Source organism: Roseovarius sp. A-2, from assembly GCF_002072155.1.
Classification (GTDB): Bacteria; Pseudomonadota; Alphaproteobacteria; order Rhodobacterales; family Rhodobacteraceae; genus Roseovarius.
In genome coordinates this window covers 531,024-545,147 of the sequence record NZ_BDIY01000001.1, presented here as the reverse complement: position 1 = coordinate 545,147, position 14,124 = coordinate 531,024, and the positions used below count along the sequence as shown (strand labels likewise).

13 protein-coding genes and 1 other annotated feature are annotated in these 14,124 nt (G+C 61.7%); of the genes, 2 read left to right on the top strand and 11 right to left on the bottom strand.

Annotated features, from left to right (window positions below; translation table 11 throughout):
* Positions 1–24: 24 nt before the first annotated feature.
* From BHD06_RS02690 to BHD06_RS23565, 8 genes are all read right to left on the bottom strand, one after another.
* Positions 25–1,029 carry an ABC transporter ATP-binding protein gene (locus tag BHD06_RS02690; protein ID WP_080455410.1) on the bottom strand — a complete coding sequence of 335 codons (1,005 nt, stop codon included), beginning with the start codon at positions 1,027–1,029 and terminating at the stop codon, positions 25–27.
* Between the two features lie 12 nt (positions 1,030–1,041).
* A complete protein-coding gene (locus BHD06_RS02685) occupies positions 1,042–1,872 on the bottom strand; it encodes a carbohydrate ABC transporter permease (RefSeq protein WP_080455409.1) in 831 nt (276 codons plus the stop codon).
* Between the two features lie 10 nt (positions 1,873–1,882).
* Entirely contained in the window at positions 1,883–2,749 is an 867-nt protein-coding gene (locus tag BHD06_RS02680; RefSeq protein ID WP_080455408.1) for a carbohydrate ABC transporter permease, read from the bottom strand.
* A 118-nt stretch (positions 2,750–2,867) separates the two neighbouring features.
* Positions 2,868–4,142, bottom strand: coding sequence for an ABC transporter substrate-binding protein (locus BHD06_RS02675; RefSeq protein ID WP_376764836.1), 1,275 nt, complete (start codon positions 4,140–4,142; stop codon positions 2,868–2,870).
* Positions 4,143–4,294: 152 nt separating this feature from the next.
* Positions 4,295–5,326: a LacI family DNA-binding transcriptional regulator gene (locus BHD06_RS02670; RefSeq protein WP_080455574.1), complete on the bottom strand. Its 1,032-nt coding sequence runs from the start codon at positions 5,324–5,326 to the stop codon at positions 4,295–4,297.
* A gap of 512 nt (positions 5,327–5,838) precedes the next feature.
* Positions 5,839–6,693 carry a universal stress protein gene (locus tag BHD06_RS02665; protein WP_080455406.1) on the bottom strand — a complete coding sequence of 285 codons (855 nt, stop codon included), beginning with the start codon at positions 6,691–6,693 and terminating at the stop codon, positions 5,839–5,841.
* Between the two features lie 14 nt (positions 6,694–6,707).
* Positions 6,708–8,198, bottom strand: coding sequence for a SulP family inorganic anion transporter (locus BHD06_RS02660; protein WP_080455573.1), 1,491 nt, complete (start codon positions 8,196–8,198; stop codon positions 6,708–6,710).
* A 67-nt stretch (positions 8,199–8,265) separates the two neighbouring features.
* Positions 8,266–8,322: a sequence feature (sul1 is cis-regulatory element that is thought to sense ions involved in sulfur or methionine metabolism; They are found in Alphaproteobacteria), on the bottom strand.
* Between the two features lie 419 nt (positions 8,323–8,741).
* Positions 8,742–8,894: a hypothetical protein gene (locus BHD06_RS23565; RefSeq protein WP_176214259.1), complete on the bottom strand. Its 153-nt coding sequence runs from the start codon at positions 8,892–8,894 to the stop codon at positions 8,742–8,744.
* 185 nt (positions 8,895–9,079) lie between these two features.
* Here BHD06_RS23565 and BHD06_RS02655 point away from each other — a divergent pair, with 185 nt between their 5' ends.
* Positions 9,080–9,322, top strand: a complete 243-nt coding sequence (locus BHD06_RS02655) for a hypothetical protein (protein ID WP_080455572.1) — start codon at positions 9,080–9,082, stop codon at positions 9,320–9,322.
* 53 nt (positions 9,323–9,375) lie between these two features.
* Here the strand turns inward: BHD06_RS02655 and BHD06_RS02650 are convergent, their stop codons facing one another.
* Positions 9,376–10,425 (bottom strand): ketopantoate reductase family protein, encoded by a 1,050-nt coding sequence (locus BHD06_RS02650; RefSeq protein WP_254892282.1) that lies wholly within the window; start codon positions 10,423–10,425, stop codon positions 9,376–9,378.
* Between the two features lie 152 nt (positions 10,426–10,577).
* On the opposite strand from BHD06_RS02650, the gene BHD06_RS02645 reads away from it, so the two are divergent.
* The gene (locus BHD06_RS02645) at positions 10,578–11,984 is read left to right on the top strand and encodes a short-chain fatty acyl-CoA regulator family protein (protein WP_080455404.1); all 1,407 of its coding nucleotides are present in this window, start codon (positions 10,578–10,580) and stop codon (positions 11,982–11,984) included.
* Between the two features lie 51 nt (positions 11,985–12,035).
* Here BHD06_RS02645 and BHD06_RS02640 read toward each other — a convergent pair whose 3' ends face one another.
* Both BHD06_RS02640 and BHD06_RS02635 read right to left on the bottom strand, forming a co-directional pair.
* Positions 12,036–13,547: a tripartite tricarboxylate transporter permease gene (locus tag BHD06_RS02640; RefSeq protein ID WP_080455403.1), complete on the bottom strand. Its 1,512-nt coding sequence runs from the start codon at positions 13,545–13,547 to the stop codon at positions 12,036–12,038.
* Positions 13,548–13,587: 40 nt separating this feature from the next.
* Positions 13,588–14,091, bottom strand: coding sequence for a tripartite tricarboxylate transporter TctB family protein (locus BHD06_RS02635; protein ID WP_080455402.1), 504 nt, complete (start codon positions 14,089–14,091; stop codon positions 13,588–13,590).
* Between the last annotated feature and the right edge of the window lie 33 nt (positions 14,092–14,124).

The following is a 14,124-nucleotide window of genomic DNA, read 5'->3' as shown; positions in this document are numbered from 1 at the left end:
TCTGAGTGGAGTACATGGCCCGCGTCATTCGATCCGCAATCCTTGCGCGTCGAACCGGTGAATTTGATCGGTGCGCGGCGACAGGTGGATCGTGTCACCGTGGCGCAGGGTCACCTCGCCCAATGCGCGCACCGTAAGGGTCTCGGTCAGGCCGGTGCCATGGATATGAAAGAACGTGTCCGAGCCGAGATGCTCGGCCACCCCCACCGTACCTTGCCAGGTGCCGCTATCCTCGACGACGTCGATATGCTCGGGGCGGATGCCGATGGTACGGGCCCCGTGTCGGGCGGCCTCCTCGCCTCCGATCAGGTTCATCTTGGGCGAGCCGATGAAGCCCGCGACAAAGGTGTTGCGTGGCGCGCGATATAGATCCAGCGGGCTGCCGACCTGTTCGATCACGCCCGCCCGCAGCACGACGATCTTGTCGGCCATGGTCATGGCTTCGACCTGATCGTGGGTGACATAGATCATCGTCGTTTTCAGCCGTTTATGCAGCTCGCTGATTTCCAGCCGCATCCCCACCCGCAGCGCGGCATCGAGGTTCGACAATGGCTCGTCAAACAGGAACGCCGCAGGCTCGCGCACGATGGCGCGGCCGATGGCGACCCGCTGACGCTGCCCCCCCGAAAGCTGCCCTGGACGGCGGTCCAGATAGTCGGTGAGGTTCAGCGCCTTCGCGGCGGCGTCGATGCGGCGCGCCTGTTCGTCCTCGGAGACCCCGGCCATCTTCATCGGAAAGGCGATGTTCTTGCGCACCGACATATGCGGGTAAAGCGCGTAGGATTGAAACACCATCGCAAGGCCCCGCTTGGCGGGCGGCACATGTGTGGCGTCATTGCCATCAATGCGGATATGGCCGCAGCTGGTGTCCTCAAGCCCCGCGATCAGGCGCAGCAGGGTGGATTTTCCACAGCCCGACGGGCCGACGAACACGGTGAACTCTCCGTCCTCGATGGTCAGATCCAGCGGTGGAATGACCTCGACATCGCCGAAACTCTTGGAGACCTTGTCAAGTGTGATGCGTCCCATGTTCTGGTCTCCTTATTTCACGGCGCCAAAGGTCAGGCCGCTGACAAGTTGTTTCTGGCTGAACCAGCCAAGGATCAGGATCGGCGCGATCGCCATGGTCGAGGCGGCGCTGAGCTTGGCATAAAACAGGCCCTCGGGGCTGGAATAGCTGGCGATGAACGCGGTAAGCGGTGCCGCCTTGGCCGCGGTCAGGTTGAGCGTCCAGAACGCCTCATTCCAGGCCAGGATGAAATTAAGCAGCAGGGTGGATGCGATGCCCGGGATTGCCATCGGCGTTAGCACATAGAGGATCTCTTCCTTCAGCCCCGCGCCATCCATCCGGGCGGCTTCCAGTATCTCAACCGGAATTTCACGAAAATAGGTGTAGAGCATCCAGACGATGATCGGCAGGTTCATCAGCATCAACACGAGGACCAGCCCGGTTCTGGTATCCAGCAGGCCCAGTTTGATGAAAATCAGGTAGATCGGATAGAGCACCCCCACCGCCGGGAGCATCTTGGTGCTGAGCATCCACAGCAGGATGTCCTTGGTCCGCGGGCCGGGCACGAAGGCCATCGACCAGGCCGCGGGAACCGCAATGATTATACCCAGCAGGGTGGAGCCGCCCGCAATGATGACAGAGTTCCACAAAAACCGCATGTAATCGGAGCGTTCCAGAACCGTTGCGTAATTCTCCAGCGTCCAATCGAAGGCCAGAAAGACCGGGGGATCTGCGATCGCTGTGGCCTCGGTTTTGAAGCTGGTCAGGATGGTCCAGAGGATCGGGAAAAAGATCAGCAAACCCACCGTCCACGCGACGGCGGTGTTGATGATCTTGCGTTGTGTCGTCACTGAGCGGGCCATGATGTCCTCCTCACGCGTCAAGGTTCTTGCCGACCATGCGCATCAGGAAAATGGCGATGATATTGGCAAGAATGATGGCATAGACACCGCCCGCAGAGCCGAGCCCGACATTCTGACTCTCCAGCACGCGCTGATAGATCAGGTAGGTCAGCGTGCGGGTGCCAAAGCTGCCTTGGGTGGTCACGAAAATCTCGGCGAAGATGCCCAGCAGGAAAATCGTCTGGATCAGCACCACGACGGTGATTGCACGGCCCAGATGCGGTAGGGTGATATAGGCAAACCGCTTGATCGGCGGGGCGCCGTCCATTTCGGCAGCCTCGAGTTGTTCGCTGTCAAGCGACTGGATCGCGGTCAGCAGAATCAGCGTCGCAAACGGCAGCCACTGCCACGACACGATCATGACGATGGATTGCAGCGACGCCTGGCTCAGCCATTCCACCGGGGCCGCGCCGAACGCTGTCCACAGATGCGCAAACAGCCCGTTCACCGGATCCATGAACATGTTCTTCCACACCAGTGCCGAAACAGTCGGCATCACGAAGAACGGCGCAATCACCAGAATGCGGACGATGCCCCGCCCCCACATCGGCTGATTGAGCAGGATCGCCAGCAGCACGCCGAACACGACGGTGATGATCAGAACCCCGCCGACAATCGCCAGCGTTGCCAGAACCGAAGGCCAGAAGGCGCTTGAGGTGACGAAACGGACGTAATTCTCGAACCCGACCCACCCCAGATCGCCGCCACGCAGCGGCAGGTATTTCTTGAACGAGAACAGAAGCGTCATGATCAACGGCACGAGCATCCAGCCCAGGAGCAGTATGACTGCCGGTGCCATCATCAGGCGTGCCGCCGATCTGGAATGTTGGGTCGCCATGGCTCATCTCTCCTGAAGGCTGCCGCGACGCGCCGCCTCGATCAAAGGTAGTCTTTGTGAAACGGGCCTGTCTCGGAGGGGCGCAATGGGGTGCCCCTCGCTCGGCAAGCGATCGCGCTCAGTATCCGGCGGCTTCCATCTCGTCGAGGGTCAGCGCTTGCGCCTTGTCCAGCGCCTCCTTGACGGATTGCTGCCCGGCCAGTGCCGCCGAGATCTCCTGACCGACCTGCGTGGCGATCCCTGCGAATTCCGGGATCGCAACGAATTGCACGCCGGTATAGGGCACGGGCTTGACCGACGGGTCGGTCGGATCGGCGGCATTGATCGAATTCAGCGTCATGTCCGCCCAAGGTGCCGCCGCCTGATATTCAGGGTTTTCATAGAGCGAGCTGCGGGTGCCCGGCGGAACATTGGCCCAGCCTTCTTTCGCGGCCACAAGGGCGGTGTAATCCTTGGACGTGGCCCACTGAATGAAGGTTTTGGCCTCCTGCGTGGCATCAGAGCCTGCCGGCACGGCCAGCGACCACGCCCAGAGCCAGTTGCCGCGTCGGCCCAGCCCGGTGTCGGGGGCCAGCGCGAAACCGACCGTGTCGGCCACGGTCGAGTCGTCGGGATCGGTCACGAAGGACGCGGCCACCGTGGCGTCGATCCACATGCCGCACTTGCCCTGCTGGAACAGCGACAGGTTTTCGTTGAACCCATTCGTCGACGCGCCCGGAGGACCATGTTGTGTCATAAGATCCATGTAGAAATTGACCGCGGCGGTCCATTCAGGACCATTCAGCTCCGGTTGCCAGTCCTCGTCGAACCAGCGCGCGCCAAAGGAGTTGGCCATCGCCGTCAGAAAGGCCATGTTCTCGCCCCAACCAGCCTTGCCGCGCAGGCAGATGCCATAGGTCCCGTTATCGGTGTCGGTCATCGCCGCCGCAGCCTGCTTGATGAAATCCCAGCTTGGGGCATCGGGTATCTCCAGACCGGCCTTTTCCATCAGGTCGGTGCGGTACATCACCATCGAGCTTTCGCCATAGAACGGTGCCGCGTAAAGCGCGCCATCAATGGTCAGACCGTCGCGGATGGCCGGCAGCAGGTCATCGGCGTCCCACACCTCGGGCATGTCATCAAGCGACACCAGCCAGCCCTGCTGACCCCAGATCGGAACCTCGTAGGTACCGATTGTCATCACGTCGAACTGGCCGCCATTCGCGGCGATGTCCTGGGTCACGCGTTGCCGCAGGACGTTTTCCTCGAGGGTGACCCACTCCAGCCGGATATCGGGGTTCTGCGCTTCGAATTCTGGCGCCAATCGCTGCATGCGGATCATGTCGCCGTTATTCACGGTCGCGATGGTCACGGTGGTGTCTGCAAATGCGCCGCTTGCGACAACAAGGGCCATAGCCGTCGCAGCATGGAATGATTTGATCCTGGTCATCCGTTCCTCCCTAAACGTCCGATGTACCGAGCACGGTAGCGGCATACATTACGCGAAGTCAATTTCATTTTTTACGCGCGTAAATATTATCCATTTTTTCGATTTCTTAAATAGGCTTAAGCGGAGTCGCGCATCACAAGCCTTCCGTCGAAAAGCGTCTCCGCTCGCGTCTCGGGCGACTCGTTCGTCTCGATGATTCGAAAAAGCGTACTCGCCGCGCGGTCGGCGATGGCGGCGTAATCCTGCGCCATGGTGGTCAGCGACGGACAGGTGAACCGGGAAAACGGATGGTCGTCCTGCCCCGCAATCCGCAGGCGGCACCCGCTTCCATGACCAACCCGTATCCCGAGACCGTAGGCGGCCGACAGCATGCCGATAGCCAAACGGTCGTTGCTGCATAGAACGGTGTTGGTCGGAAAAACCCCGCGGCTCAGCATCTCCCCGCCCTGGCTCTGGCCGATCTCCTCAAACCCCCATCCGTGGCCCTCGGCCTGAAAGATATGCGGCGTGAAACCGTGCCGCTCCATGCTTGCCAGATAGGCCTGCCGCCGCTTGTTCGCATTTGGGTTGGAGGGGGTTTTCATCTCGAAGAAACAGGGCGGCTCGCCACTGCGGCACAAGTACTCGACGATCAACCCGACGCTCTGGGCGTTGTCTGTCCCGATAAAGGCCTCGCCCACCTCGGCGATATTGGCATCGAACAGGACCAACGGCACATCCCGGCTGATCTTGTCGATGGTCTTGCGATTGGATTCGCGCCCGAGCGGTGCCAGCAATACCCCGGCCGGCTTGAGCGATCTCAGCGATTCGAGGTTCTCCGCCTCATGATCCGGCTTGCCGTGAGAACTCAGTAGGATCGGGCTGTAGCCCGCCTCGATGCAGGCCACCTCGACGGCGCGGCCAATCTCGTTGAAGAACGGGTCGGCCAGATAGGGCACGATGATCCCGATATTACGGGTCGTCTGCCGGTTTTGGTTTATCGCGTAGACGTTTGGCCGATAATCATGCTGATCCAGCGCGATCTCGATGCGCTGTCGCGTCGACTTTCTGACGCTGTCAGGATTGTTGAAGTATTTTGACAACGTGGGGCGCGAGATGCCGCTGATCGCCGCGAACTCTTCCATGTTGCGAATTTTCTTTTGTGGCATCATGCGCCTCGCCGTCAAATTGATACGCGCGTAAACTTTCTACTTTACATACTTTCGCCCCCCTGCCGAGGTCAAGCGCGCTCCGTCCGCGCGCCTCGGTTCCGAAATGCAGGTCGCAATCGGGGAAGAGCCCGGTCTTGTAGACCAAACCCAATGGCGCGATATGTTTTTTAGGATAATCCGCCGCAGATGTTCCAAGTGAATCCGCGCGGGCAGGCGCGTGGTATCGTCGATTCCGACGGTGATATCGGTGGGCTGGTCCGGCGCGCCTGGGAAATAGCGCAGCGCAGAGCTGCGGGTCTTGTGCGTCGTATCGCGGTGCCCTCGCGGGTCAGGAAGCAGCAGGCAAAAACACCGGCAGGGCCCATGTCTCCCGCGCCATGACGGCACATCCCGAGTTTCGCCATGCCCCGGGGACGCGGCCCTGATTCAAACCAGATCCCCGCCCGAAACTGTCGGTGATGGTGCCTTTATGCGAAAGTGCCGACAGACACCCCGTCACGACCTCGCGGCTATCGCATCAGGACAACAGGCACCTTGCAGCTGCGCACCATCTCGGTTGTGGTGGACCCGATTACCAAGCTGCGGATACGACTGTGGCCATAGGCGCCCATCACGACCATGCCAAAGCCCTCCTCCTCGACAAGCTTGCCGAGTTCGGTTTCCGGCTGGCCTTCGATGACACGTGTGTCCGCCTCAATACCCGCCGCCTTCAAAAGCGCCCTGGCATCCTCCAGCCCCGTCTTGATCGCAGAGGTCTCTGTGCCCACCGTGACGACGGTGACCTTGAGATCCGCAAAGAGCGGGCTGCGTGCGATGTGATCCACCGCCTTCATCGACGAGGTGCCACCGTCATAGGCGACCAGCACCGAGTCAATCGGATGAAACGCGCGCGAGGCGACAAAGACCGGCCGATGCGCCGCGCGCACAATGCGTTCGAGGTTGGAGCCAAGATGCCCCTTGGCGAAATCCGCCGCCTCACCACGCTTGCCGATCAGGATGACGCGGGCGTCTTCTTCGATTTCGGAAATCGCTTCGACGATATCACCATGGCGCAGGCGCGTAGTGATTTCGGTCACGCCGTCCTGATCGACGATCGCGCGCGCATCCTCCAGCACGGCGCGCCCGCGATGGCTGATCAGTTTGGCGCGCTGCGCATCGAGATCCGCGAGCTCCTCAAGAAGTTTGCTGCGCGCGCCGAGGCGGATGGCCCCGGACAAATCCGTATTGGCCGAGCTTTCACGCCGACCGAGCACATGGATCAACTCTACCGGGGCGTCAGTTCTCTTGGCGATCCACGCCGCGTGATGACATACACTTTCCGAATAGATCGAACCGTCCACGAGTGCGATGATTTTCTCTGTCATATTGTTCCCCTCCCTCAGTGATCCATCAACTTGTCCATCGCGCCGGGCTTGTCATGAATAGCCAGCCGGTCGACAAGAGTTTCGGTCGCTTCATTCATTCCGACGACCTCGACCTCGGCACCGTCGCGGCGGAATTTGAGGATCGCCATGTCCAACGCCTGTACCGAACTGATATCCCATATATGCGCGCGGCTCACGTCGATGATGACCTGATCCGTTGCTTGCTTGAAGTCAAAGGCATCCATGAAATCCTCAACCGATCCGTAGAACAGCTGGCCCTCGACATGGTAGGTGCGCACGCGACCGTCGTCGCTGATCTCATCGCGTACACTGAATAGCTGCGCAATCTTGCCGGCGAAGAAAATGCCAGAGAGCAACACCCCGACCAGCACCCCAATGGCCAGATTGTGGGTATAGACAACGGTCACGACCGTTGCGATCATCACGATGGACGAGGAGCGCGGGTGAACCGTGAGCGCCTTGATCGACGACCACGAAAAAGTACCGATCGAGACCATGATCATGATCGCCACCAGCGCCGCCATCGGGATGATGCTGACCAGATCCCCCAGGACCACGACCATGAACAGAAGGCAGACGCCCGCCGTGAAGGACGACAGCCGCCCGCGGCCGCCGGATTTCACGTTGATGATCGACTGCCCGATCATCGCACAGCCCGCCATGCCGCCGATGAACCCGGTTGCGGTATTGGCAATCCCCTGCCCGACCATTTCCTGAGAACGGTTCGATTTGGTGTCGGTCAGGTCATCCACGATGTTCTGTGTCATCAGGCTTTCCAAAAGGCCGACGACGGCCACCCCCACCGAATAAGGCAGGATGATCATCAGGGTCTCGAAGGTAAGCGGGATCTGTGGAATGAGAAAGACCGGCAGCGTGTCGGGTAACTCGCCCATATCGCCGACCGTGCGCACATCAAGGCCGAGCGCAAACGCCAGGGCGGTGAGGACGATGATGGTCACAAGCGGTGACGGGACCGCCGTGGTGAGCAGTGGAAACAGGTAGATAATCGCCAGCCCCGCCGCGACCAGCACATAGGTCAGCCAGGTCACAGCGCGCGGATCGAGTTCCGGCAATTGCGCCATGAAGATCAGAATCGCGAGCGCGTTGACAAACCCCGTCATCACGGATTTCGACACATAGCGCATGACGAAACCCAGCTTGAAAATCCCGGCTGCGATCTGCAACAGACCTGCCAGGACCGTTGCCGCCAGCAAGTATTGCAACCCGTGCTCCTTCACGAGCGTGACCATCAGAACGGCGGTCGCTGCCGTCGCGGCTGAAATCATGCCGGGTCTGCCCCCGGTGATCGCGACGATGACGGCGATGGAAAAGCTGGCGTAGAGTCCGACCTTCGGGTCGACGCCCGCGATGATCGAAAAGGCGATCGCCTCGGGGATGAGCGCCAGCGCCACGACCAGCCCGGCGAGCAGATCGCCGCGAATGTTCCCCAGCCATTGGCCGTGATAAGCGTCGAGTGAAATCATGTCAAAGGTATCCGATACCGGCAAGGCATGAAGGGCAAAGCCGGCGTGCATTCGCACAGTTGTCTGTCGTTATCCGGCGGATCGGCGGCCGGAAGAGCCACCCGGGATCTCTCCCGGGTCCAGGTTCGCTGCGGCGCGGCATAGAGAGTTCCGCCCCGAAGCGCAACTCGATAGCGCCGCGCCAGGGAAAAACCCGGCCCCGCATCCGGGTCGGGGCCGATGGATGCCCGGCGCAGGGCACCGGGCCGCGCAGGCTGCGCCCTCTACCAGATCTGCTCGGGCGAAAGCAGCGCGTCGGTCATGTTCAGTGCGCCGAGGGCGCGCGGCGCGGGCGCCATCTCGTCCTCGACCCAGGCAACGCCCGCCCAGCGGTGCGTGCCGTCCCCATAGATGCGGTTGACATGAAACGGGCCATCCTCGGGCGACCACCAGCCCCTCGCGCGCGCGGGCCGTGATGCCGCGCGGCCGGTGCTGTTCTATCTGGGCCTTGCGGTCCGGCGGGCGCAACGGCACCGGGATTCTGCGCACCGGGCTGATCACCACCTATTCCCTGGGCTTGCCGCCATCGGTCTCGTCGGTATCAATCGGCACCGGGGTCAGCACGCCATCGCCGATCTTCTCGCCCGTGTCCTTGCAGGTCGCGCACCAGATCTCGATCCGCCCGCCGTGTCGTCGGACATGAAGGAGCCCCGGCACAGGTGCGTTGCACCTTATCATGGTCCGCGACAGGGCGCGCGGACAAGCCCTTTCATGCGGCGGCCGCGCCCCGTAAACACAGCCATGCCCCTGATGCAGAGCAGGTTTGCGCCCGCCGCTCTGGAAAAATGCTGCAGCGCAGTATATCTTCTGTGCAGATGCGGCAACGCAAGGAGCGAGACGCCATGACCTATTCCTCCCACACCAGCCACAGCGCCCCCGTCGCCGCGAGCATCGCGCGCGCCGTGCTTGCGCCGCTGCGTGCCGTGAATTTCTTCTTTCAGTCGATCATCGACGCCAATCGCATGATGCGCGACGTTGAGCAGCTGTCACGCCTCAGCGATGCGAAACTGACCGCGATGGGTCTGACGCGCGACGAGATTGTGCCCCACCTCGCGCAACAGTACGGCCTGCGCAGCAGCCTCTGAGCCTCACGCGGCCGCATGCAGGGCCGGTTACGGCCCTGCCCGCCAATGTCAGATCAGGCCGCGCTGCGGCGATTGGCGTCAAGCCGGGCATTGACCGTGTCGACGATACCCGCGAATTCGGCAGTCTCCACACCCTGTTGCTCGGCAATCAGCTTGACCAGCATATCGACCCGCTCGATCCGGTCCGCGCCGCTCTCGATGGCGCGCGCCGCCGAGGACGGCTTGAGCAAACCGTCGGCGGCCTTGGCGTATTTCTCGAACGGCACCGCGTCCGCCGCATCCGCCCCAAGCCGCCGGACCACCTCGTCCACCGTGCTGTAAATGCGCTTTGACAGTGCAGGGTCGCCATGCACCGCCTCTTTGATCGGGCGTGCGCCGTCGGCAAGCACACAGCGATAGTTCCCGGTTAGCAACATGCTCCACTTGGCGAAGGGCACGAAGATCGAGTCGAAGACCCGCAGTTTGACTGGCACGTCCTTGCCGTCCACGGTGACCGCGTCGATGCCGCTTTCGAGGTCGCGCAGAATGCGGTTATGGGCCTCGTCCTCAAACGGCGCGGCCTTGAAATTCGTGGGCAGGCCGACATGCAGGGTGTTGGCCCCGTCCTCGGGCACGCGATAGGCCTGCGGATCGGGGCTGCACAGCGTGACGGTGCCGGGCTTGAACCCGGCCCAGGCCTTGGGACAGGTATAGGCGGCCTTTAGCCGCGACGTATCCAGCCCCTCGACCCGGCGCAGATAGGGCAGCGGCGGCATGTTCATGATCGACAGGCACGGCGTGCCCGCAGCCGCGATTCGGCCCAGCAGATCGACAATGTTGTCGGCGCAATACTGCGGCTCGGACATGGCCAGCGCCACCAGATCGTAATCCTCCGGGTTCACGTCCTCTGGCACAAGCGCATTCAGCGTGCCGGGCAGGTCATTTGAGCGGAACGCGCGGTGCTCGGCCTCGTCGCGCAACTTGATGCGCACATCGGTGCCCTCGGCATTGATCAGGTCGGCGGTCGCCTGACGGCAGACCAGCGTCACATCATGCCCCGCCATCAGCAGCTTGGTGCCAAGAAGCGAGCCGTAAGAGGCCCCGAGGATTACGATGCGATACATCATGTCTGCCCTTTCGGAAAATGCTGGATCGTCTTCTATCAAGACAAGGCGCCACTATACCGGGACGCGACGATTCCGCTACGAAATTAATGTCAATGTGTATATAGTAAATATTACAAATCTTGTTTTTGTAATATTGTAAGGTTCACCGCATGGCAAAGACACTGATCGGCCCGCAACTGCGCCAGTTGCGCCGCGAACGGGGACAGACGCAGGCCGAGATGGCCGACAAGCTGGAGGTCAGCGCGTCCTATATCAACCTGCTGGAAAACAACCAGCGCAGCCTGTCGGTGCAACTGCTCATGCGCATCGCCGAGGTCTATGCCGTCGACTGGCGCGACCTGAGCCGAGATGAGAGCACGCGCCGCGTGGCCGACCTGCGCAACACCCTGCGCGATCCGGTGTTTTCCGGCGATCAGCCCGATCTTCAGGAATTGCGCGGCGCGGTCGATCATGCGCCACGCCTGGTCGAGCGGTTTCTCGATCTGCATGCGGCCTATCGCACGGCGCTCGAAAAAATCCTGAGCCTGGCCGGAGAGAACACCGCGGACGAGCTTTTGCGCACCTCGCCCGAGACCGTGATCCACGACTTCTTTCGTGATCATGGCAATCACTTTCCAGAGCTGGAGCGGGCGGCAGAAGCGGCCTCACCGGTCGATTTCGCCTCGCCCGAGGACCGTTTTTTCGCCTTGCGGCAGCGGCTGGAGCAGCGCCACGGTGTCAAAACGCGGATCCGCAAGATCGGCGATCTGGGCGATGCGCTGCGCTATTACGACGAAAGCGACGGCACCGTGCATCTGTCACAGGCGCTCAACACCGCCAACCGCGTCTTTCAACTCGCGCATGTGCTGTGTCTGGTCGAATATCCCGACCTCCTGTCCGGCATCGTCCGGCGCAGCGGCCTCGCGTCCCACCCTGCCCTCGCGCGGCTGCGGGTGGAACTGGCCAATTACTTCGCCGCAGCCCTCCTGATGCCCTATGACGCCTTTCTGCACGAGGCTGAGGCGACGCGCTACGACATCGACCGCGTCGGGGCGGTCTTCAGCACCTCCTTCGAGCAGGTCTGCCAGCGCCTGACCACTCTGCAACGCGACGGTGCGCGCGGCGTGCCGTTCTTTTTCCTGCGGATTGACAAGGCCGGCAACGTCACCAAACGGTTCAATTCAACCTCGTTCCATCTGGCGGAATATGGCGGCTCTTGCCCGGTCTGGAACATTCATACCGCGTTCTACACCCCCGGCGTGATCATGCCGCAATTCGTCGAGATGCCCGATGGCGCGCGCTATTTCACCATCAGCCGCACCGTGCATCGCCCGGTCTTCAGCGAAGAGACACAGGACCGCCGCTTGACGCTCGCGCTCGGGTGCGAGGCGAAATACGCACCGCGCCTGCGCTATGCATCAAGCTACAATTTCGACGACCCAAAGCTTTACGCGCCAATCGGCCTGAACTGCAATCTTTGCCCGCGCCAGGCCTGTTCGCAGCGCGCGCATCAACCCTTGCTGATGGAATTGCCCATCGACGAAAACCGGCGCGGCAGCACCCGCTACGAAAGCTGAAAGGGGGCCCGCAGGCCCCCTCTCGACTTATCTCCACCATGTCGCGGCGTCTCACTCCGCCGCGCTGGTCCGGCGCGGGCGCAAATATTTGAAGGCCGGCATCAGGATCAGCAGGATCGCAATCACCATGATCGGCATCGAAATCGGCCGGGTGAAGAAGATCGACGGATCGCCCGAGGACAGCAACAGCGACTGGCGCAGGGTCGGTTCTGCTATCGGCCCAAGCACGATGGCCAGAACTGCGGGCGCCAGCGGATAGTCGAACTTGCGCAGGAAGAACGCCCCGAAGCCGAAGGCCAGGATCAGCCAGATGTCGAACATGTCCTGCATGGCGGCATAGCCCCCCACCACCGACAGCACGAAGATCAGCGGTGCCAGCACGGTGAACGGCATCCGCAGCATCCAGATAAAGAGCGGAATGGCACATATGTTCACCAGAAGGGCAAAGATGTTCGACACGTAGAACGACCCGATCAGCCCCCAGACAAAATCCGGCTCATCGACGAACAGGCGCGGCCCGGGTGTCAGCCCCCAGATCACCATGCCGCCCAAGAGGATGGCAGTGGTCGGCGAGCCGGGAATGCCGAGTGTCAGCATCGGCAGCATCGAGCCCGTCGAGGCCGAGTTGTTGCCCGCCTCGGGGGCGGCCACGCCACCGACATGGCCCTTGCCGAATTCATGCTTGTTCTTCGACAGCATCTTGGTGATCGCATAGGACATCAGCGAGGCCGGGGTCGCACCGGCGGCCGGAAGCACACCCACGAAGAAGCCGAGGAACGATCCGGTCGCCGTGCCCTTCCAGCCCTTGCGGGCGGTCTCGCCCATATCCTCGACAATCCCCTTGACCGACATCTTCGCGTCCGTCGTGGTGATCTTGCCGCGCGTGCTCTCTAGCGTCCAGAGCATCTCGCCGATGCCGTAGACGCCGATCGCCAGCACCAGAAAGCTGATCCCGCCTAGAAAGCCACTGAGATCAAAGAGCAGCAACCGCGGCGCGCCCGAGACCTGGTCAAAGCCGACCGTGGCCAGCACCAGACCGAAACAGATCGAAAAGACGGTCTTGGCGATGTCGTCGCCGCCAAGCCCCACGAAGGTCGCGAAGGCGAGCAACATCAGCGCGAAGATCTCGGGCGGCCCGAAACTGAGCGCGACGGTGGCCAGCAGGGGCGCGAAGCCGGTGAAGAGCACGTTCGCCACCGTGCCGCCGACGAAGGACCCGATGGCCGCCGCCACCAGCGCGAGACGCGCCTTGCCCATCATCGCCAGCGGTCGTCCGTCGAAGGTGGTCGCCACCGCCGTCGATGCGCCGGGAATGCCCAGGGTGATCGACGAGATCGCCCCGCCATACATCGCCCCGTAGTAGATCGCCGCGAGAAAGATGATCGCCGAGCCGGGTGGCACCAGAAAGGTGACCGGCAAGAGGATCGCGACCCCGTTGACCGATCCCAGACCGGGCATCGCACCGATGAAGAGACCGAGTGTGACGCCGATCAGGATCAGCATCAGGTTCAGAGGTTGGATGGCGACCAGCATACCGTCGCCCAGTAGAGATAGAATTTCCATGGCTTGCTTGTCGCCCTTATTTCAGCTGGCCCTGAGCGGCTCAGTAAATGATGTCGTAAAGCACGTTGTAGACCGGGTCGGTAAAACTCATCCCCGTGGGCATGCTGATCTGCATCAGCCCCTCGAAGAAGAAGAACAGCCCGAGCGGGAACAACAGCACCATCGGCACGGTCAACCGCCAGCTGTGCTGGCCGAGCAGCTTTATATAATAAAGCATGAAGATCGCGACGGCGCCGTACATCGACACGATGTCGATGAGCGCGACGAAGCCGATGATCCCGCCACCGACGAGCAGAAGCGTCTTGAGGCCAAAACTGTCGAGCACCGGCTCTTGCGAGCGCGATTGCGGCGACACCTGCCGCACCCAGTTGAGCGCGATGAAGCCTGTGGAGATCAGCATCCCGGCCGACAGCCAGAAGGGCCAGAAGCCGCCCTGGGGGCCGCTCCCCCTCGTATAGCCGATCCCGTTCGCGGATGCCTTGTACATCAGATAGATGGAAAGGAGGGCCAGCACGCCCGCCGTCACTATTTCGCCAACACGCATTTGTCAGCCCTCCCTAATTTCATCAGACTTTTC

Coding starts and splice junctions, on each gene's coding strand:
- BHD06_RS02670 (WP_080455574.1), bottom strand. CDS start 5,326: ATGCCACAAAAGAAAATTCGCAACATGGAAGAGTTCGCGGCGATCAGC.
- BHD06_RS02680 (WP_080455408.1), bottom strand. CDS start 2,749: ATGGCGACCCAACATTCCAGATCGGCGGCACGCCTGATGATGGCACCG.
- BHD06_RS02675 (WP_376764836.1), bottom strand. CDS start 4,142: ATGGCCCTTGTTGTCGCAAGCGGCGCATTTGCAGACACCACCGTGACC.
- BHD06_RS02635 (WP_080455402.1), bottom strand. CDS start 14,091: ATGCGTGTTGGCGAAATAGTGACGGCGGGCGTGCTGGCCCTCCTTTCC.
- BHD06_RS02640 (WP_080455403.1), bottom strand. CDS start 13,547: ATGGAAATTCTATCTCTACTGGGCGACGGTATGCTGGTCGCCATCCAA.
- BHD06_RS02655 (WP_080455572.1), top strand. CDS start 9,080: ATGACCTATTCCTCCCACACCAGCCACAGCGCCCCCGTCGCCGCGAGC.
- BHD06_RS02660 (WP_080455573.1), bottom strand. CDS start 8,198: ATGATTTCACTCGACGCTTATCACGGCCAATGGCTGGGGAACATTCGC.
- BHD06_RS02690 (WP_080455410.1), bottom strand. CDS start 1,029: ATGGGACGCATCACACTTGACAAGGTCTCCAAGAGTTTCGGCGATGTC.
- BHD06_RS02685 (WP_080455409.1), bottom strand. CDS start 1,872: ATGGCCCGCTCAGTGACGACACAACGCAAGATCATCAACACCGCCGTC.
- BHD06_RS02645 (WP_080455404.1), top strand. CDS start 10,578: ATGGCAAAGACACTGATCGGCCCGCAACTGCGCCAGTTGCGCCGCGAA.
- BHD06_RS02665 (WP_080455406.1), bottom strand. CDS start 6,693: ATGACAGAGAAAATCATCGCACTCGTGGACGGTTCGATCTATTCGGAA.
- BHD06_RS02650 (WP_254892282.1), bottom strand. CDS start 10,425: ATGTATCGCATCGTAATCCTCGGGGCCTCTTACGGCTCGCTTCTTGGC.